Origin of the sequence: Amycolatopsis sp. NPDC051373, from assembly GCF_040689465.1 — a bacterium.
Taxonomy (GTDB): domain Bacteria; phylum Actinomycetota; class Actinomycetes; order Mycobacteriales; family Pseudonocardiaceae; genus Amycolatopsis.
In genome coordinates, this window is sequence record NZ_JBFBAE010000014.1 from 43,480 (window position 1) to 60,276 (window position 16,797).

The following is a 16,797-nucleotide window of genomic DNA, read 5'->3' on the forward strand; positions in this document are numbered from 1 at the left end:
CTGTGGACAAATCAGGTTGCGCGGTCGTGACCGGGGCGGGCTCCGGGATCGGCCGCGCCTGCGCGCTGCGGCTGGCCGAGGACGGCCGGCCTCTCGTGTTGCTCGACTCCGACGGCGCGGCGGCCGAGCGCACCGCGAAGGAACTTTCCGTGGCCGCGGCGGCGTTCGCGGTCGACGTCACCGACGAAGAGGCTGTGGCCGACGCGGTGAGCCAGGCCGTCGAACGGTTCGGTCCGCCGAAGGTACTGGTGAACGCGGCGGGGATCATCATCCGCAAGAAGCTGCTGGAGTCCACTGTGGGCGAATGGCGGCGGGTGCTCGACGTGAACCTCACCGGGTACTTCATCCTGCTCAAGCAGGTGATTCCGGCGATGGCCGCGGGTGGCGGCGGTTCGATCGTGCAGATCGCGTCGATCGCCGGGCACACCGGGTACGGCTTTTCCTCCTATACGGCGGCGAAGGGCGGGGTGCTGGCGTTGACCAAGCAGCTGGCCGCGGAGCTGGCCGTGGACGGGATCCGCATCAACTCCGTGAGTCCCGGCGTCGTCCGCAGCGGGCTGAACCGCGACACACTGGGCAACGAGAACATCCGCGCGGCGACGGTGGCCAACACGCCGCTGGGCCGCATCGGGGAGCCGGACGACATCGCGCGAGTGGTGGCGTTCCTGGCTGGGCCGGGCGCGGACTACGTCACCGGCACCGACCTGGTCGCCGACGGTGGCATGATCAGCACCATCCACTGGGGATCGGCCGGGGGCGAGCTGCACAGCTTCCACGCACAGGAGCGCTGATGTCGAACTTCGCCACGATCCTCGACCACAACACCGGCCGTTACCCGGACAAAGTGGTGCTCAGCCAGGGTTCGCGGTCCTTGACCAACCGCGAGCTGCTCACCCGGGTCGACGCGCTGGCGTCCGGGCTCACGGAGCTGGGCATCGGCCGCGGTGACGTCGTCGGGCTGCTGCTGTACAACCACCTCGAGTTCCTGGAGGCGGTCTTCGCGGTGAACCGGATCGGGGCCGCGTTCCTGCCGCTCAACTACCGGCTCTCGCCCGAGGAATGGCGCTACATCCTCGAGCACTCGGGTGCGGTCGCACTGCTGACGGAGCCGGAATTCCGGTCGTCGGTCAACACTTTGCCGTTGCCGGGTCTGAAGCAGCGGCTGTTGCTGAGTGGAAGTGCTTCGGGCTGGACGTCGTACCAAGACCTGGTGGGCTCGAACCTCGGCCGTTCGGTGACGCCGGCGTCGGTCGGCGCGGACGACCTGCAGCGGCTGATGTACACGTCAGGCACGACGTCACGGCCGAAGGGCGTGCAGATCACGCACGGCAACCTGGCGTGGAAGAACCTCGGCCACCTCGTCGAGTTCGGCATCACCGCCGAGGACGTGACGTTGGTCTGCGGGCCGCTGTACCACGTCGGCGGGTTCGACCTGCCCGGCGTCGGCACGTTGCACGCGGGCGGTTCGCTGATCGTGCTGCGAAAGTTCGACGCGGCCGAGGTCGTGGACACGATCGAACGCGAGCGGCCGAGCAACATCTGGCTGGCGCCGTCGATGATGAACGCGATCCTGCAGCTGCCCGACATCATGGAGCGCGACACGTCGTCGATCCGGTTCATCATCGGCGGTGGGGAGAAGATGCCGGTGCCACTGGTGGAGAAGATCCTCGCCGCGTTCCCGAAGGCGTGGTTCTCCGACGCGTACGGGCTCACCGAGACCGTGTCGGGCGACACCTTCAACGACCCCGAGCACATGCTGGCCAAGGTGGGTTCGGTCGGGCGGCCGGTGGTACACCTGGAAGTCCGGATCGTCGACGAGTCCGGGGCGCCACTGCCGGCCGGCGAGCTGGGCGAGATCGCGTTGCGCGGGCCCAAGGTGAGCACCGGGTACTGGCGCGACGAGGCCGCGACGGCGAAGGCGTTCCGCGACGGCTGGTTCCACACCGGCGACGTCGGGCGGCTCGACGAGGACGGGTACCTCTACGTCGAGGACCGCAAGAAGGACATGATCGTGTCCGGCGGCGAGAACATCGCGACGCCCGAGGTGGAGCGCGTGCTGTACGAGCACCCCGACGTCGTCGAGGCGGCGGTGGTCGGCATGGGCCACCCGCGGTGGGGCGAGGTGCCGCAGGCGTTCGTCGTGCTGCGCCCGGGCGCGACGCGGGACCGTGACGCGCTCGTGGCGTTCTGCCGCGAACGGCTGGCGAAGTTCAAGGTGCCGGCGGATCTGGTGTTCCTCGACGAGCTGCCGCGGACGCCTTCGGGCAAGGTGCTGAAGAGGAACCTGCGCGGATGAACGAGTTCGACCTGACGGGCAAGGTCGCCTGGGTCACGGGCGCGGGCAAGGGCCTGGGCCGGGCGATCGCGGTGGCGTTGGCCGCGGCCGGGGCGACGCTGGCCGTGACCTCGCGGACGGAGGACGACTTGACGTCGTTGGCCGCGGAGCTCGGTGGTGCGCTGGTGCTGGCGGGTTCGGTGTCGGATCCGTCCTTTGCGGACAGTGCGGTATCGGGAATCGTGGCTTCGCACGGGCGGTTGGACGTGTGCGTGACCGCGGCCGGGATCAGCCCGACGTTCCGGCGCAGCGAGCAGGGCAGCGACGACGACTGGGCGCACGTGCTCGACGTCAACCTGTCGGGCACGTACTACTGCGCCCGCGCGGCCGGGCGGCAGATGCTCACGCAGGGGGTGGGGTCGATCATCACGGTGTCGTCGGTGCACGCGCGCACCGGGTTCGACCGCATTGCCGCCTACGCCGCGAGCAAGGGTGGTGTTGAGGCGTTGTCGCGCGTGCTCGCCGTGGAGTGGGCGCCGAAGGGCGTGCGCGTGAACGTGCTGGCGCCGGGCTACTTCCACACCGAGCTGTCCGAGGGCCTGGTCACGAGCAAGTGGGGCGAGCGGATCCTGGCGAACATCCCGCAGAACCGGGTGGCCTCGCCGCCGGAACTCGGTGGTGCGGCGGTGTATCTGGCGTCGGACGCGTCTTCGTACACGACCGGCTCGACGCTCACTGTGGACGGTGGCTGGACGGCGTGAGCGGCGGGCCCGCCCGGACCGCCTCACGTCAGGCCGGGCGGCGGGCCAGTTCGTAGGCGAACTCGATGCTCTGGCGCATTACCCCGGAAGGCTCACAGGCGCGGACTGCGTGCCGGAGGTCTTCTTCGAAGCCGGAGGCCAGGTCGCCGAGCGCGTCGTGGGATACAACCGCCGTGGAATAGGCGAATCCGATCAACGTGTCGGGTGTCCACTCCCAGGTGGCGGGGAACTGGTGGGAGCCGGCCGGCTCGAACCCGGCGTCACGCAGAATGTCCAGGTCCGGCCTTCGCTTCCGGTTCTCGTCATAGCGAGGCGGAATCCGGTCATGGGCCTGCGCTCGGGCTCTCCACCGCTCCATGGTCTCCGACATGGCTCGTTGCCAAGGAGCTTGGCCGTCCCAGGGCGTTCCGCCCCAGAGCAAGGCCACGCACCGGCCCGGCCGAAGCCACCGCATGAGGCGGGCGGCGACGGTCTCGCGCTGCATGCGGTGAAACGCGTTACCGATGGCAATCAGGTCGAATGAGTTCTCCGGCACGGACAAGTCCTCGGCGGACGAGGTCATGAAACGGATGGTATTGATACCGGCTGCCGCGGCCTTGTTCCGCGCGACATCGATCATGCCGGGCTCCTGGTCGACGGCCCAGACGTCCCGGAATCGGTCGTGCAGGGCAAAGCTGATCAGGCCAGGGCCGCACGCGAGGTCCAGGAGGCTGTCCTCGCCACTCGTCCCGGATCGGTCGGTGAGATCATCGAGGAGATCCTGCGGATACGGCACGCGGAATCGGTCGTAGTAATTCGCGGTTCCCCGGTAGAGATCGGACCGGAACTGGGGATCGTTCATCACATCAGTATTGCCGACCTGAACGCGCGAAGGCGGCTTCCCCCTGGGGCAGCGCCGGCTCCGGTGCGAGCACGAAGTCTTCGCGCCGGAACACGCCTTCGCGGAAGAACGTCCGCCGTGCGGTGGGCTGCCGGCCGGGCGCGGTCACCACGAGGTGCACGAACTGCTCGGGCAACCCACCGACGGCGAAGGCACCCTCGTCGTCGGTGGTGGTCCGCACGAGCTGCCGGCCTTTTCCGTCGGTGACGGTGAGGATCGCGTCGGCGACGCGATCGCCGGTGGTGGAGCGGACGGTGCCGATCAGCATGGGCACGAGCTCGCCGAAGCGGTGGCCGTGGGTCGGGAGTGCCGTGGGGCGCGGCATCTCGAGCACGGGATCTTCCACGGGCGGTGTTTCGTCTTGCGTGTGCTTTCGGCGCAGCCACAGGGCGTGACCCACGTTGAGGGCGATGCCGAGCGCGAGCCAGGCGCACAGCACCAGGACGTGTCCGGCGACGCCGGTGCCGTGGAAGTAGAAGATGCCGCGCAGTGCGTCGTTGAGGTTGCCCATCGGCAGGATCGGGTGCAGGGCGCGGAACAGCGCGGGCTGCATCTGCGGCGGGATGATGCCGCCGCTGGACGCGGAGCTGAGGATGACGAACAGCGTGACCGCGACGCCGGGGAAGAACTGCTTGAAGATCGGCACGAGGCCTTGGGAGACCAGGGAAACCACGAGGCTCGACAGGAACGCGAGCGGGATCGCGGCCGGGTTGCCGGGGATGACGTCCATGGCGTGGGCGATGAGGAAGCCCGCCACCGACAGGAACGCGGCCCAGCCGACGAACGTGAGCATCCGCGCGCGGCGGCTGAGCCCGACCGCGCGCAGCAGCATCATCACGACGAAATAGCTCGGCAGGCCCCACGAGATCAGCAGGTAGAACAGCCCGTTGCCGAGCGGGTCGCCGGCGACGGTCGGGGCGAGGTCGACAACGGCGAGCTTCCCGTTGGCCAGGGGCGTGAAGGTCTGGGTGAGCAGGGAATGGAGGGTGAAGCCGTTGGCTTTGGCGACGTAGAGCACCGGGTGCTTTGCGTCCGGGGTGAAGGCCCCGCTGGTGGTGCGGCCCAGCACGGCTTCGCGGGCCGCTTGCCCGTCGGGCACGGCGACGACGTGGAACCCGCCGGGGCTGACCTCGTCCAGCCGGCTTTGGACCCGCGTCGCGGCCACCGGGTCGGCGACCGCCACCGGCACCTCGTGCGGCTGCGGCCGGTGGAAGGCGGCCAGGTAGACCACGGCAAAGCCGAGAAAAAGGACAACGGGGAACCAAAGGTTCTCGGCGAGGGTGCGAGTGATCGAGGGGTTGGCCAGTTCTTCCGCCATGGTGGTCACGTTATATTGCAGTACTGCAAAAGTGCAGTAGTGTAAGAAAGATGACAGGGGCGGGACTTCGCGAGCGCAAGAAGGAAGCAACGCGACAGGCGATCCGCGCGGCGGCCGTCGCGCTGTACCGATCGCGCGGGCCGCACGAGGTGACCGTCGACCAGATCTGCGACAAGGCCGGCGTCTCGGCGCGTACGTTCTTCAACTACTTCGACAGCAAGGAAGCCGCGGTTTTCTCCCTGGCGCTCACCCCCGACGGCGTCCGGTCGGGCGTCGCCGCGCGGCCCGCCTCGGAACGTCCACTCGCGACCCTGCGCGCGGTCTTCACGGAGCGCTTCACGGAGGCCTCCGCCGACCCCACCTTCGGCGAGCGGGCCCTGATGCTGCGCGAATACCCCGAGTTGTGGGGCCGGCTCGCGCACGTCAACAAGCTCGTGGAGGAAGCCGCGCTCGAGGCGATCGCTTCGCGCACGGGCCTCTCGGTGGACGACCTCTACGTGCGGCTCACGGTGGAGGTCGCGTTCGCCGCCAACCGGGCGGCGTTCAAGAGCTGGTACCCGGGGAGTGATCCGGGCCTGGTGACGTTGCTGAACCGGGCGATGGACGCCCTCGACTCGGGCCTTGAGCCGCCGGGTTGATCAGCGGACGTCGAACGTCGTACCCGTCAGCTTTTCCGACAGGGTCCACAGCTTGCCCGCGCGTTCGGGGTCCAGGTCGACCTTGACGGCCGTCTTCGGCACGGGGCGGCCGACGCCGCCGCGGGCGGGGCCGTAGAACTGGCCCCCGGTGGCTTCCGGGTCGACGGCGGCGCGGACGGCGGGCCAGGCGCCGCGGTCCTTGCCCTGCGTGAGGGGCGCGAACAGGCGCATCAGCGGCTTCGGGTCGGTGATGCCGTCGCGGCGCGGGCTGGCGCTGCCGAGGCTGAAGCCGGGGTGGGCCACCACGCAGGTGACCTTCGAGCCGGCCGCGCGCAGCCGCCGGTCGAGTTCGAAGCCGAAGGACTGCACGGCGTGCTTGGACTGGGCGTAGGCGCGGAACTCGGAGTACTTGCGTTCGGTCTGCAGGTCGTCGAGGTCGAACGGCTGCAGCCGGGTGATCAGGCTGCCCATGGGCACGACGCGGGCGTCGGACGCGGTGAGCACCGGCATCGCGAGCGCGGTGAGGGCGAAGTGGCCGAGGTGGTTGGTGCCGACGGCGAGTTCGAAGCCCTGACGCGTGGTCCGGCGTCGGCGGCCGGGGGAGGTGGAGCCGGCGTTCTCGACCAGCCCGTCCACGCGCCCGAGCCGATTGAGTGAATCGGCGGCTTCCGCGACGGACTCGAGGTCGGCCAGATCCAGGCGGATCGTGCTGATTTCGGCCTGTCCGTGGTGGTTCTTGATCGCGTCGGCCGCGGTCGCCAGCCGGGCCGGGGTGCGCCCGAGGATCACGACGTGCGCGCCGGCGCCGGCGAGCTGTTCGGAGATGAAGTAGCCGATCCCCGCGTTCCCGCCCGTCACGGCGTAGGTCCGACCGGACAGATCGGGCAGCGCTTGGGGGTTCCAGGACACGTTCGCTCCTCGGGCTCGGACCGCGTGCAGCTTAGCCCGGGCGCCCCGGTTGATCGGGTTCGAGAGGGCTCTCGGCCGGGCTCATGAGGTGCGTGGCCGGGCTTGGTACGGGCGCGGATGCCGGGAACTCCCGGGTGCCAGGCATCCGATCGCCCGTCTGTGCGGCGCCGGGATCGCCGCCGCGCCGAATGGTACTCGGCGCGGCTTCAGCCGAGGAGCTTCGCGATCGTCTCAGTGATCGGTGCCGGCGGGCGCCCGAGGAGCTTCGCCAGCTCGCCCGGGGTGCCGGCGAGGCGGCCGCGGGAGATGGCGTCGTCGACGTCGACCAGGACCGTCGCCATGAACGCCGGCACACCGGCGCCGGTGAGGATCGCTTCGTACTCCGCGCCGGGGATAGTGGTATGGACCACCGGGCGGCCGCCGAGGCGCGCGAGCTCCGCGGCGAACTCGCCGAACGTCCACGCGGTGTCGCCGCCGAGCTCGTAGGCGACGCCGAGGTGGCCGTCCGTGCGCAGGACCGTGGCCGCGGCCGTGGCGTAGTCCTCACGCGGGGCGGTGGCGATGCGGGCGTCGGCGCGGACGCTGTTCACGACGGCTCCGCGGGCGAGCGAGCCGGGGACGTCGGCGACGGCCATCTCGGAGTACCAGTTGTTGCGCAGGAATGTGTACGGCAGCCCTGCGTCGAGGATGCGCTGCTCGGTCTCGCGGTGGTCGTCGGCGAGGGTGAAGTCGGCGTCCGGGCTGCCGAAGACGCCTGTGTACGCGAGCTGCGCGACGTCGGCGGCCTTCGCGGCGTCGATGACGGCGGTGTGCTGGCCGACGCGCTTGCCCAGCTCCGTGCCGGACACCAGCAGCACGCGGTCCCCGGCGGCGAAGGCCCCGGCCAGCGTCTCCGGCCGGTCGTAGTCGCCGATGTGCACGCGCACACCCAGGTCGGCCGCCTTCTCCGCACTGCGCGCCACGGCCGTGATTTCACCCGCGGGCACGCCGGCCGCGAGGAGGTCGGCGACGACCTGCCGGCCCAGCAGCCCGGTGGCTCCGGTGATGACGATGCTCATGTTTTTCCTTCGGGTCGGTGGATCTTCCACCACTCACCGTAGGACTGTTACTCTCTCTCGGGAAGTACCCACTTCAGAGTAAGGTACTGGTGTTCGAGTAATGAGGAGGGTGACATGACCGAAGCACTGCCCGAGGCGCCCAACGTCAACCGCGCGACCTGTCCGTCGCGCATCGTGCTGGAGCACGTGACGAGCCGCTGGGGCATCCTCGTGCTCGCCGCCCTGCTCGAACGCTCGTACCGCTTCAGCGAGCTCCGCCGCGAAATCGGCGGCGTGAGTGAAAAAATGCTGGCGCAGACGCTGCAAACCCTCGAACGCGACGGCTTCCTCGACCGCGACGCCAAGCCCGTCATCCCGCCCCGCGTCGACTACTCGCTCACCCCGATGGGCCGCGAGGCCGCCGAGCAGGTCCGCGGTCTGGTCCGCTGGGTCGAACGCCGGCTCCCCGCTGTCACCGAAGCCCGCGACGCCTACGACGAGGCCCGGGCTTCGGTGACGCAGCCGGACGCGTGAGCGGCGAAGCCCGGTTTCACCACTCACGCCACGGGAATCAGCTGGTCGGCGTGGTGCTCGTCGTCTCCGGGGGCGGGGTGGTGTCCGAGCTGGTGGAGGAGGACGAGTCCGAGCCGGACGACGGCGAGTCCGAACTGGACGACGACGTGGTGGTGGTCGGCGTCGTCGAGCTGGACGGAGGGGTCGAGCCGGCCGGTGGGGTGGAGCTGTCAGCGGGCGGCGGAGTCGATCCGTCCGAAGGCGGCGGGGTCGAGCCGTCGGACGGCGGCGGAGTGTCGCCGGAGTCCGACGGGGTGGTGCTGGGGGTCGTCGGAGTCGTGGTGGGCGAGCTCGTTGTGGTCGACGGTGGGAGCTGCGTGGGGCTGCCCGGCGGTGTGACGAGCGGGGGCGGCGGCGGGGCCGGGTTGCCGAGGGGACTGCCGGCGGCGGCCGCGATGGCGCCCGGGCCCGGTGGCGCGCCGATGGGGACCTGGCTGTCGGGCAGCTGCGACACGCCGCCGCGGTAGGCCGCCGCGTAGGCCATGACCGTGTCCACATAGGACTGCGAGTTGTTGTAGCGCCGCACGGCCACGCGCTGCATCGCGTCGCTGGAGAGGTCCAAGCCGCCGGAGCACAGGTAGCGCGCCGTGGCGAGGGTTTCGTCGTAGATGTTGTTCGGGTTGGACACGCCGTCGCCGTTGCCGTCGGAGGCGTAGCCCGCCCAGGTCGACGGGATGAACTGCGTGGCGCCCACGGCGCGGTCCCACACCGCGTTGCCGTCGTACTTGCCGCCGTCGGTGTCGCCGATGGCGGCGAACGGGCCGGAACCGTCGAGCACCGGCCCGAGGATCGGCTCGAGCGTGTTGCCCTGCGCGTCGACGTAACCGCCGCGCGCGTGGTTGGACTCGATGCGCCCGATGGCCGCGATGAGCTGCCAGTCGAGGTGGCAGCCGGGCTGCTCGCGGGACATGATGTCGGCCGCGTTCTGGTACGCCTTCAGCATGCTGCCCGGAATCCCCAGTGGACCGGACGGCGTGGCCGAACCCGTGCTCACGTGGAAGCCCGGCACGGTCAGGGGCAACGGGGTCGGCGGCTGCGGCAGGCTGCCGTCCACGGCGACCGGCGGGAGCTCGATGTTCGGCGGAAGCCACGGCGCGGCCATCGGCGGCTGCGAGGTGCCCGCGGCCCTGAGAGCCGGGGCGGCGGCGAGCGGAATGGGCAGACCCGACGCGGCCAACGTCGGCAGCACCACGAGCGCACCACCCGCGAGGGCGGCTGCCGTCTTGCTGCGGACAGACCTCCGGCGTGGGCGGTGTTTCGCCATCGTCGCTCCCCGTTTCGCCTTTCGAACCCTCTTGGGTCAAGCTAGCCGAAGACGGCCGCCTTTTGTGAGGGCCTGCGCCAAATCTGTCGAGACGGCGAGGTCTCGTCCATCCACGCTAAATCCGTAGTTGGCCGATCAGACATTTTCACCGGGGTTTAACAGGAGGCGCGGATCGGTTTTTTGACGACTGCGCCGAATGGAGTAATCGCGCGAAGCATCGGGCCAGTGGATCACTGCTGTACGCGCCGAACGCCGGGATCGATTCGTAGCCTTCCCGCTGGTAGAAGCGGATCGCGTCCGGCTGGCGGACACCGGTTTCCAGAAGTAGCCGCGTGATGCCGTGCGACGCGGCCTCCCCTTCAAGCACCCGCAACAACGCCGTCGAAACGCCGGTCCCGCGCGAGGCCGGCACCACGTACATGCGTTTGATCTCCGCCTCGCCCGGCCCGAGGAACCGCAGGCCACCGCAGCCGACCGCGGTGCCGCCGGACCACGCGATGACAAAAACGGCCATACTTTCGGCGGTTGGCGCCGGGCCGGCTTCGTGGTCGCCGGTCGCGTACCGAGCGTCCAATTCGGCCCGTTGCGCAGCCCGCAGCGCGACCGCCTCCGGCGCGTCCCACTCGGAACGCAGGATCTCGACCACCGGCACCCCCGGATTTTCACACGTGGTTTCGGAACAAGTGTTACCGTAACCGATGTTACGGAAAGGAGGCCCGCATGCCAAGACAGCGTGACGTCGGCGCTCAGCGCGAGCTGCTCTCCGGTGCAGTGTGGCGGGTGCTGGCCGCGGACGGGCTGCCCGGCCTCACCGTGCGCGCGGTCGCCGAGCGCGCGGGCTGCACCACGGGCCTGGTCATGCACGCGTTCCCGACCAAGCGCGCTCTGTTGCTGCACGCCCGCGACCTGCTGCACCAGCGCACCGCCGAACGCGCCGACGCCACCGAAGCGGCCGGCGGCCCACCCGCGGCCGTGCTGCGCGACGTCCTCTGCCACGCCGCCACCCTCACCGAGGAAGCCGCCGACGAGGCCCGGGTCTGGGTCGGCTTCCTCGCCGCCGCCCTCGCGGACCCCGAGCTGGCCGACCGCCACCGCGCGCACAACCGCTCGTTCGTCATCCGCGTGACGCGGCTCGTCGGCGCCTGCCACCCCCGCTGGGCCCACCCGCGCCGCGAACGGACCGCGAAACGCCTGATCGCCCTGGTCGAAGGCCTCAACGCCCTGACCGCGGCCGACCCCGCCACCTACCCGCCGGCCGTCCACCGCGACGCGATCGCCGCTGCCCTGCGCGAGCTCGAGAGCTGATCAGGCCGCCGGTCCGAACCGCCGCCGGTACTCCGACGGGCTCAGCCCCGTGTGCCGCCGCAGCTGTGCCCGCAGGTTGGCGGCCGTCCCGAACCCGCATTCGGTGGCGACGCGGTCCAGCCGCAGCTCGCCGCGTTCCAGCAGCCGGCACGCGAGGCTGACGCGCTCCGTCGTCAGCCAGGCCAGCGGCGTCGTGCCCAGCTCGCCGCGGAACCGCCGGTGAAGCGTCGCCTGGCTGGTCGCCGCCCGCCCGGCCAGGTCCGCGATGGTCAACGCCCGGTCGAGATTGCCGCGCGCCCACTCCAGCACCGGTGCCAGTGACGCGTCCGGCACCACGGGCACCGGCCGTTCCACGAACTGCTGCTGACCACCGTCGCGGTGACCGGGGAAGACCAGGCGGCGGCTCACGGCGTTGGCGATCTCCGCGCCGTGGTCGCGCTGGATCACGTACAGACCCAGGTCCATTGCCGCAGCGCTGCCCGCCGCCGTGAGCACCGTGCCCTCGTCGACGAACAGGACGTCGGGCTCCAGCCGCACGTCGGGGTAGCGCTCGGTGAACTCGGCCGCCCACCGCCAGTGCGTCGTCGCGCGCAGCCCGTCCAGCACGCCCGCCTCGGCCAGCGTGAACGCGCCCGTGCAGAAGCTCATCAGCCGCGCGCCGCGCGTGTGGGCCCGCCGGATCGCGGACAGCACCGAGGCCTCCGCCGGCACCTGCGGATCCGGCCGGTTCGGCACGATCACCGTGTCCGCCTCGTCGACCGCGTCGAGCCTCGCGATGCCCGAGAGCGTGAACATCCCCAGGTGCATGCCCACGCGCTCGCGCGCCGAGGCCAGCGTGAACTCGTACCACTCCCGTCCGAGCTCCGGGCGGCGCAGGCCGAACAGCTCCGTCGCGACGCCCATCTCGAACGGGTTCGAGCCGTCGTCCACGACCATCACCACGCGGTGCGAGGATCCTTGCGACATGTGCTATTCCTAGCACTCCCGGTCGCCCGGCGACAGGACCACGATCGATCGCATGAACCAGCCCATCGATCTGCAGACCGTGCTCGACGGCTTCGACGCCGTGTGGAGCCCGCGCATCGTCGCGAACATCAACGACTACGACGTCCGCCTCGCCCGCTTCTCCGGCGAGCACGTGTGGCACGTCCACGAGAACACCGACGAGTTCTTCCTGGTCCTCGACGGCGAGATCCAGATCGGCCTGCGTGAGCCCGCCGGCGAGCGCGTGGTCACGGTGGGGCGCGGCTCGGTGTTCGTGGTGCCGCGCGGGACGTTCCACAAGCCGTCTTCGAAGGAAGGCGCGGCCGTGCTGCTCGTGGAGCCCGCGGGTACGCTCTCGGTCGGCGACGAGCACGACGAGGTGCCCGATCACGTGGACGTGACCGTCGGCCACCGCGTGGAAATCGCCTGATCACAGCTTCCAACAGCTGAGTTTCAGACTGAGACGGCGTAGTCTCCCGTCCATGAAACGGACTTCCTTCGCGCAGTGGCCGTGCTCCATCGCGCGGACCATGGACCTGCTCGGGGACTGGTGGACGCCGCTCGTGCTGCGCGACGCGTTCTACGGCGTCACGCGCTTCGACGAGTTCCAGCAGGCGCTCGGCATCGCGCGCAACACCCTCGCCGACCGGCTGCGCCGGCTGGTCGACGAGGGTCTGCTGGAGAAGGTGGCGTACCAGACCGAGCCGGTGCGCTACGACTACGTGCTCACCGACAAGGGCAAGGACTTCTTCGGGGTCCTCATCGCGATGACGGCGTGGGGGGACCGCTGGCTCGCTGGCGAGGCCGGCCCGCCGATCACGACGCACCACGAGACGTGCGGCCACGACACGCACGCCGAAGTCGTCTGCGCGCAGTGCGGCGAGCCGCTCACGGCCGAGGACACGCGGATGCGCCGCGGCCCCGGCTTCCCCGAGAAGATCGCGCACCGGCCCGATGTCGAGGCGCGGTTCGCCAAGCAGGAAGCCGCGCACTGAGCCGACCTCGCGTTGACACGAGGGTCTCACTACGAAACTATCGTGGTCAGAGGCACCTTGACGGTCGATGCTGAGGAGGCGCACCACGATGGAGTGGACCGGCGCGCGGTACGCGGACAAGCCCACGGCCGAGGCGGCCACCTGGATCGACGGCGCTCCCGAGACGGTGTGGCCGTTCGTGTCCGACGTGCAGCGCATGCCCGAGATGAGCGCTGAGCTCCAGCGTGTCGAGTGGTGCGACGGCGCGACCGGCCCGAAGCTCGGCGGCTCCTTCGTGGGCTACAGCAAGCACGACGCGCTCGGCGAGTGGTCGACGACGTCGTTCATCGTCGAGTGCGAGGAGCCGCGCGTGTTCGCGTGGGCGGTGGCGGACGCGGACACGCCCACGGCGACCTGGCGATTCACGCTCGAGCCCGAGAACGGCGGCACGAAGCTCACCCAGTGGATGCAGATGGGGCCGGCACGATCGGGTCTGTCCTTCGCCATCGACCGCATGCCGGACAAGGAGCAGAAGATCGTTTTCGTGCGCATGCGCGAGTTCGAGACCGCGATGATCGCCACCGTCGCGGCGATCAAGGACCGGGTCGAGGCGGCGCGCTGATGCGCACCGCGACCACGGTCGAAGCCTCCGGCGGCTGGACGGACACACTGGATTTCGTGCTGGAGGCCGAAAAACTCGGTCTCGACGTGTGCTGGGTCGCCGAGGCGTGGGGTTCCGACGCGCCGTCGGTGCTCGGGTTCCTGGCCGGGCGCACTTCGCGGCTACAGCTCGGCTCCGGGATCATGCAGGTCGGTGTGCGCACGCCGGTCGCGGTGGCGCAGGCGGCGCTGACGCTCGCCGACATGTCCGGCGGCCGGTTTTCCCTGGGCCTCGGACCGAGTGGGCCGCAGGTGATGGAGGGCCTGCACGGCGTGGCGTTCGCGAAGCCGCTCACGCGAATGCGCGAGACGGTGGAGATCGTGCGCAGCGCGTTCGCGGGGAAGAAGATCTCCTTCTCCGGCAAGGCTTTCGAGATCCCGCTGCCAGGTGAGGCGCGGCCGATGCGGCTGTCGTCGAAACCCAACGAGGACATCCCCATCTATTTGGCCACGCTGTCGCCGAAGATGCTGGAACTCACCGGCGAGGTCGCCGACGGCTGGCTCGGCACCAGCTTCGTACCCGAAGGCGCTTCGGCGTACTTCAGCCACCTCGACGCGGGCCTCGCGAAGTCCGGCCGCGCGCGGGGCGACCTCGACGTGTGCCAGGGCGCGGAAGTCGCGTTCGCCGCGAATGACGACGAGCTGCGCGACATGGTTGGCTCTCGGAAGAAGGAGCTCGCGTTTTCCCTGGGTGGCATGGGTTCCGCGAGCACCAACTTCTACAACGACGCCTACAGCCGCCAGGGCTGGGCCGAGGTCGCCGCGGAGGTCCGCGACCGCTGGCAGTCCGGCGACCGCGACGGCGCCGCTTCGCTGGTGACGGACGAGATGGTCCTGGGCACCACGCTCATCGGCACCGAGGACATGGTCCGCACACGGCTGCGCGTCTGGCGCGACGCCGGCGTCGACACGGTCCGCCTCTACCCGGCGGGCGACTCGCTCGACGCGCGGCTGTCGACGCTCGGCCGCGCGCTCGACCTGGTGCGGCAAGTGGGTTGATCGTTCGGTTTGTCTGCGCGATCCCGGTCGTCTCCGGGATAGTGGGGCTCCCCGAACGAGGAGCCCTCCGATGCGCAAGATCGTGTCCACGTTGTTCGTGTCGCTGGACGGCGTCGTCGAAGCGCCGGACCGCTGGTCGCTTTCGCACTGGACGCCCGAGCTCGAACGCATCGTCGGCGCCGGCCTGTCCGACGCCGACGCGATGCTGCTGGGCCGCGTGACGTACGAGGGCTTCGCCGAAGCCTGGCCCGGCCGCGCGGACGACCCCGGCGCGGAGTTCATGAACAACGTCCGCAAGTACGTCGCCTCCACCACGCTCACCGCCGTCGGCCGGCAGCACAGCACCCTCCTGCCGCGCGACCTCGAACCCGCGATCCGCGACCTCAAGGCCGCCCCCGGCGGCACCATCCTCACCAGCGGCAGCGCGACGCTCGTGCGCTGGCTGCTCGCCCGCCGCCTCGTCGACGAGCTGGTCCTCCTGCAACACCCCGTCGTCGTCGGCGCGGGCCGCCGCCTGTTCCCGGACGACGGTCCGCATCTGGACTTCGCGCTGGAACGGTCGAAGGTGTTCGGCAACGGGGTGGTGCAGCTCGTCTACCGGCCGGCCGAGCCGCGTGGCTAGTTCACCTGCCGGTCCTGGCCTTCCCAGAACGGCTTGCGCAGCTTGAACTTCTGGATCTTGCCGGTCGCCGTGCGGGGGAGTTCGTCGAGGAAGTCCACGCGTTTCGGGCACTTGTAGCCGGCCAGGTGCCGGCGGCAGTGCGTGATCAGGTCCTCCGCCGTCACGGGGGTGCCGTCGGTGACGACCAGGGCCGTGACGAGCTCGCCCCACTTCGTGTCGGGGATGCCGATCACGGCGGCCTCGCGCACGGCCGGGTGGGAGTTCAGGGCGTCTTCCACCTCGATGGACGACACGTTCTCGCCGCCGGTGATGATCACGTCCTTCTTGCGGTCGGCGATGGAGAGGTAACCGTCCTCGAAGCGGCCGCCGTCGCCGGTGTGGAACCAGTTGCCCCCCTGCACGCGGGCGGTTTCGTCCGGGTTCTCCCAGTAGCCGTCGAGGTTCATGTTCGACTGGACGAGCACCTCGCCGTCGGTGTCGATCGACACGCGCACGCCCAGCGCCGGCGCGCCCGCGCGGCCCAGGAGCTTCGCCTGCTCGTGCGCGTCGAGGTCTTCCCACTCCGAGCGGAAGCGGTTGACCGTGAGCAGCGGCGACGTCTCGGTGAGGCCGTAGATCTGGATGAACTCCCAGCCCAGCTCGGCGCGCACGCGTTCGATGGTGCGGGTCGGCGGCGGCGCGCCCGCCACGACAATTCGCACGCGGTCGCGGCCGGGGATCTCGCCGTCCCACTTGGCGGCGCCGTCGAGGGCCGCGGTGACCACGGCGGGGGCGGCACACATGATCGTGACGCCGTGTTCCTCCACGCGGCGCAGGATCTCCGTGCCGTCGACCTTGCGCAGCACGATGTGGCGCGCGCCGAGACCGGTGACGCCATAGGGCATGCCCCAGCCGTTGCAGTGGAACATCGGCAGGGTGTGCAGCAGCACGTCGTTGTCGTTGAGCGTGGTGTGCAAGGCGAACGTGGTGGCGTTGAGCCAGAGATTGCGGTGCGTCAGCTGCACGCCCTTGGGCCGCGCGGTGGTGCCCGAGGTGTAGTTGAGCGTGGCGGTGGCCGATTCATCGGGCTTCCACGGCCGCGGTTCGCCGTCACCGCCGAAGATCTGCTCGTCGTGCTCGCCGAGCACGAACACGTGCTTCGCGGTGACAGAGTCCAGCAGCGGCTTCAGCTCCGGGTCGACCATCACGACCTCGGCGCCCGAGTGCTCCACGATGTAGCGCACCTCCGCCGGCGCGAGCCGGAAGTTCACCGGCACCAGGATGCGGCCCCAGCCCGAAACCCCGAAGAACGACGTGAGCAGCCGCGCCGAGTTGTGCGAAACGATCGCGACGCGGCCGCCGACGGGCACGCCCAGCGTGTCGAGGTTCGCGGCCTGCGCGCGGGCCCGCCGGGCCAGCTCGCGGTAGGTGATCGCGCCCCACGAGGCCGCGGGCTGGTCGGGTTCGTCCACCACCGCGATCCGGTCCGGGTACACCGTTTCCGCGCGGTCGAGGAAATCGCGGACAGCGAGGTCGTAGAACACGTGCCGATCCCTTCGCGTCGAACGGGCAGCGCTGCCCGTGCGGCGATGATGCCCGCGCGGTGACCACCCGGCCAC

19 protein-coding genes are annotated in these 16,797 nt (G+C 70.3%); 11 read left to right on the forward strand and 8 right to left on the reverse strand.

Features of this window, described 5'->3' with window-relative positions; translation table 11 throughout:
• Nucleotides 1-2: 2 nt before the first annotated feature.
• From AB0383_RS26120 to AB0383_RS26130, 3 genes are read left to right on the forward strand one after another with little or no spacing between them, the layout of a single operon-like run.
• Nucleotides 3-791, forward strand: coding sequence for an SDR family NAD(P)-dependent oxidoreductase (locus AB0383_RS26120; protein ID WP_364184371.1), 789 nt, complete (start codon nucleotides 3-5; stop codon nucleotides 789-791).
• Entirely contained in the window at nucleotides 791-2,296 is a 1,506-nt protein-coding gene (locus AB0383_RS26125) for a long-chain fatty acid--CoA ligase (protein ID WP_366188772.1), read from the forward strand. The genes AB0383_RS26120 and AB0383_RS26125 overlap by 1 nt, the downstream gene beginning before the upstream one ends.
• On the forward strand, nucleotides 2,293-3,036 hold the full coding sequence (locus tag AB0383_RS26130; protein WP_364184377.1) for an SDR family oxidoreductase: 744 nt from the start codon (nucleotides 2,293-2,295) through the stop codon (nucleotides 3,034-3,036). The genes AB0383_RS26125 and AB0383_RS26130 overlap by 4 nt, the downstream gene beginning before the upstream one ends.
• A 28-nt stretch (nucleotides 3,037-3,064) precedes the next feature.
• Here AB0383_RS26130 and AB0383_RS26135 read toward each other — a convergent pair whose 3' ends face one another.
• Nucleotides 3,065-3,877, reverse strand: coding sequence for a class I SAM-dependent methyltransferase (locus AB0383_RS26135; RefSeq protein ID WP_366188773.1), 813 nt, complete (start codon nucleotides 3,875-3,877; stop codon nucleotides 3,065-3,067).
• A 4-nt stretch (nucleotides 3,878-3,881) separates the two neighbouring features.
• Nucleotides 3,882-5,234 (reverse strand): carboxypeptidase regulatory-like domain-containing protein, encoded by a 1,353-nt coding sequence (locus AB0383_RS26140; protein ID WP_366188774.1) that lies wholly within the window; start codon nucleotides 5,232-5,234, stop codon nucleotides 3,882-3,884.
• A gap of 50 nt (nucleotides 5,235-5,284) precedes the next feature.
• On the opposite strand from AB0383_RS26140, the gene AB0383_RS26145 reads away from it, so the two are divergent.
• Nucleotides 5,285-5,872, forward strand: a complete 588-nt coding sequence (locus AB0383_RS26145) for a TetR/AcrR family transcriptional regulator (RefSeq protein WP_364184385.1) — start codon at nucleotides 5,285-5,287, stop codon at nucleotides 5,870-5,872.
• Here AB0383_RS26145 and AB0383_RS26150 read toward each other — a convergent pair whose 3' ends face one another.
• Both AB0383_RS26150 and AB0383_RS26155 read right to left on the reverse strand, forming a co-directional pair.
• Nucleotides 5,873-6,781 (reverse strand): SDR family NAD(P)-dependent oxidoreductase, encoded by a 909-nt coding sequence (locus AB0383_RS26150; protein ID WP_364184388.1) that lies wholly within the window; start codon nucleotides 6,779-6,781, stop codon nucleotides 5,873-5,875.
• 206 nt (nucleotides 6,782-6,987) lie between these two features.
• Nucleotides 6,988-7,839: an SDR family oxidoreductase gene (locus AB0383_RS26155; protein ID WP_364184391.1), complete on the reverse strand. Its 852-nt coding sequence runs from the start codon at nucleotides 7,837-7,839 to the stop codon at nucleotides 6,988-6,990.
• Nucleotides 7,840-7,953: 114 nt separating this feature from the next.
• On the opposite strand from AB0383_RS26155, the gene AB0383_RS26160 reads away from it, so the two are divergent.
• Nucleotides 7,954-8,352 carry a helix-turn-helix domain-containing protein gene (locus AB0383_RS26160; protein ID WP_364184394.1) on the forward strand — a complete coding sequence of 133 codons (399 nt, stop codon included), beginning with the start codon at nucleotides 7,954-7,956 and terminating at the stop codon, nucleotides 8,350-8,352.
• Nucleotides 8,353-8,389: 37 nt separating this feature from the next.
• Here AB0383_RS26160 and AB0383_RS26165 read toward each other — a convergent pair whose 3' ends face one another.
• Complete coding sequence (locus AB0383_RS26165; RefSeq protein ID WP_364184397.1) at nucleotides 8,390-9,655, reverse strand: lytic murein transglycosylase; 1,266 nt, start codon at nucleotides 9,653-9,655, stop codon at nucleotides 8,390-8,392.
• Between the two features lie 145 nt (nucleotides 9,656-9,800).
• A complete protein-coding gene (locus AB0383_RS26170; protein WP_364184400.1) occupies nucleotides 9,801-10,307 on the reverse strand; it encodes a GNAT family N-acetyltransferase in 507 nt (168 codons plus the stop codon).
• A gap of 68 nt (nucleotides 10,308-10,375) precedes the next feature.
• Here AB0383_RS26170 and AB0383_RS26175 point away from each other — a divergent pair, with 68 nt between their 5' ends.
• Nucleotides 10,376-10,960, forward strand: a complete 585-nt coding sequence (locus tag AB0383_RS26175) for a TetR/AcrR family transcriptional regulator (RefSeq protein ID WP_364184403.1) — start codon at nucleotides 10,376-10,378, stop codon at nucleotides 10,958-10,960.
• On the opposite strand, the gene AB0383_RS26180 is transcribed toward AB0383_RS26175, so the two are convergent.
• Nucleotides 10,961-11,926: a helix-turn-helix domain-containing protein gene (locus AB0383_RS26180; RefSeq protein ID WP_364184405.1), complete on the reverse strand. Its 966-nt coding sequence runs from the start codon at nucleotides 11,924-11,926 to the stop codon at nucleotides 10,961-10,963. It abuts the gene before it with no gap.
• Between the two features lie 52 nt (nucleotides 11,927-11,978).
• Here AB0383_RS26180 and AB0383_RS26185 point away from each other — a divergent pair, with 52 nt between their 5' ends.
• The 5 genes from AB0383_RS26185 (at nucleotide 11,979) to AB0383_RS26205 (ending at nucleotide 15,199) form a co-directional block, all read left to right on the forward strand.
• Nucleotides 11,979-12,374, forward strand: a complete 396-nt coding sequence (locus tag AB0383_RS26185; RefSeq protein ID WP_354872258.1) for a cupin domain-containing protein — start codon at nucleotides 11,979-11,981, stop codon at nucleotides 12,372-12,374.
• 52 nt (nucleotides 12,375-12,426) lie between these two features.
• Nucleotides 12,427-12,939, forward strand: coding sequence for a helix-turn-helix domain-containing protein (locus tag AB0383_RS26190; protein ID WP_364184408.1), 513 nt, complete (start codon nucleotides 12,427-12,429; stop codon nucleotides 12,937-12,939).
• A gap of 88 nt (nucleotides 12,940-13,027) precedes the next feature.
• A complete protein-coding gene (locus tag AB0383_RS26195; RefSeq protein ID WP_366188775.1) occupies nucleotides 13,028-13,540 on the forward strand; it encodes an SRPBCC family protein in 513 nt (170 codons plus the stop codon).
• A complete protein-coding gene (locus AB0383_RS26200; RefSeq protein WP_364184414.1) occupies nucleotides 13,540-14,577 on the forward strand; it encodes an LLM class flavin-dependent oxidoreductase in 1,038 nt (345 codons plus the stop codon). The genes AB0383_RS26195 and AB0383_RS26200 overlap by 1 nt, the downstream gene beginning before the upstream one ends.
• A 70-nt stretch (nucleotides 14,578-14,647) precedes the next feature.
• On the forward strand, nucleotides 14,648-15,199 hold the full coding sequence (locus AB0383_RS26205; protein WP_364184417.1) for a dihydrofolate reductase family protein: 552 nt from the start codon (nucleotides 14,648-14,650) through the stop codon (nucleotides 15,197-15,199).
• Here the strand turns inward: AB0383_RS26205 and AB0383_RS26210 are convergent.
• Nucleotides 15,196-16,722 carry an AMP-binding protein gene (locus AB0383_RS26210; RefSeq protein WP_364184420.1) on the reverse strand — a complete coding sequence of 509 codons (1,527 nt, stop codon included), beginning with the start codon at nucleotides 16,720-16,722 and terminating at the stop codon, nucleotides 15,196-15,198. The two genes, AB0383_RS26205 and AB0383_RS26210, sit on opposite strands and share 4 nt — an antisense overlap.
• Nucleotides 16,723-16,797 lie beyond the last annotated feature (75 nt).

Coding starts and splice junctions, on each gene's coding strand:
- AB0383_RS26125 (WP_366188772.1), top strand. CDS start 791: ATGTCGAACTTCGCCACGATCCTCGACCACAACACCGGCCGTTACCCG.
- AB0383_RS26130 (WP_364184377.1), top strand. CDS start 2,293: ATGAACGAGTTCGACCTGACGGGCAAGGTCGCCTGGGTCACGGGCGCG.
- AB0383_RS26135 (WP_366188773.1), bottom strand. CDS start 3,877: ATGAACGATCCCCAGTTCCGGTCCGATCTCTACCGGGGAACCGCGAAT.
- AB0383_RS26140 (WP_366188774.1), bottom strand. CDS start 5,234: ATGGCGGAAGAACTGGCCAACCCCTCGATCACTCGCACCCTCGCCGAG.
- AB0383_RS26145 (WP_364184385.1), top strand. CDS start 5,285: ATGACAGGGGCGGGACTTCGCGAGCGCAAGAAGGAAGCAACGCGACAG.
- AB0383_RS26155 (WP_364184391.1), bottom strand. CDS start 7,839: ATGAGCATCGTCATCACCGGAGCCACCGGGCTGCTGGGCCGGCAGGTC.
- AB0383_RS26160 (WP_364184394.1), top strand. CDS start 7,954: ATGACCGAAGCACTGCCCGAGGCGCCCAACGTCAACCGCGCGACCTGT.
- AB0383_RS26165 (WP_364184397.1), bottom strand. CDS start 9,655: ATGGCGAAACACCGCCCACGCCGGAGGTCTGTCCGCAGCAAGACGGCA.
- AB0383_RS26175 (WP_364184403.1), top strand. CDS start 10,376: ATGCCAAGACAGCGTGACGTCGGCGCTCAGCGCGAGCTGCTCTCCGGT.
- AB0383_RS26180 (WP_364184405.1), bottom strand. CDS start 11,926: ATGTCGCAAGGATCCTCGCACCGCGTGGTGATGGTCGTGGACGACGGC.
- AB0383_RS26185 (WP_354872258.1), top strand. CDS start 11,979: ATGAACCAGCCCATCGATCTGCAGACCGTGCTCGACGGCTTCGACGCC.
- AB0383_RS26190 (WP_364184408.1), top strand. CDS start 12,427: ATGAAACGGACTTCCTTCGCGCAGTGGCCGTGCTCCATCGCGCGGACC.
- AB0383_RS26195 (WP_366188775.1), top strand. CDS start 13,028: ATGGAGTGGACCGGCGCGCGGTACGCGGACAAGCCCACGGCCGAGGCG.
- AB0383_RS26200 (WP_364184414.1), top strand. CDS start 13,540: ATGCGCACCGCGACCACGGTCGAAGCCTCCGGCGGCTGGACGGACACA.
- AB0383_RS26205 (WP_364184417.1), top strand. CDS start 14,648: ATGCGCAAGATCGTGTCCACGTTGTTCGTGTCGCTGGACGGCGTCGTC.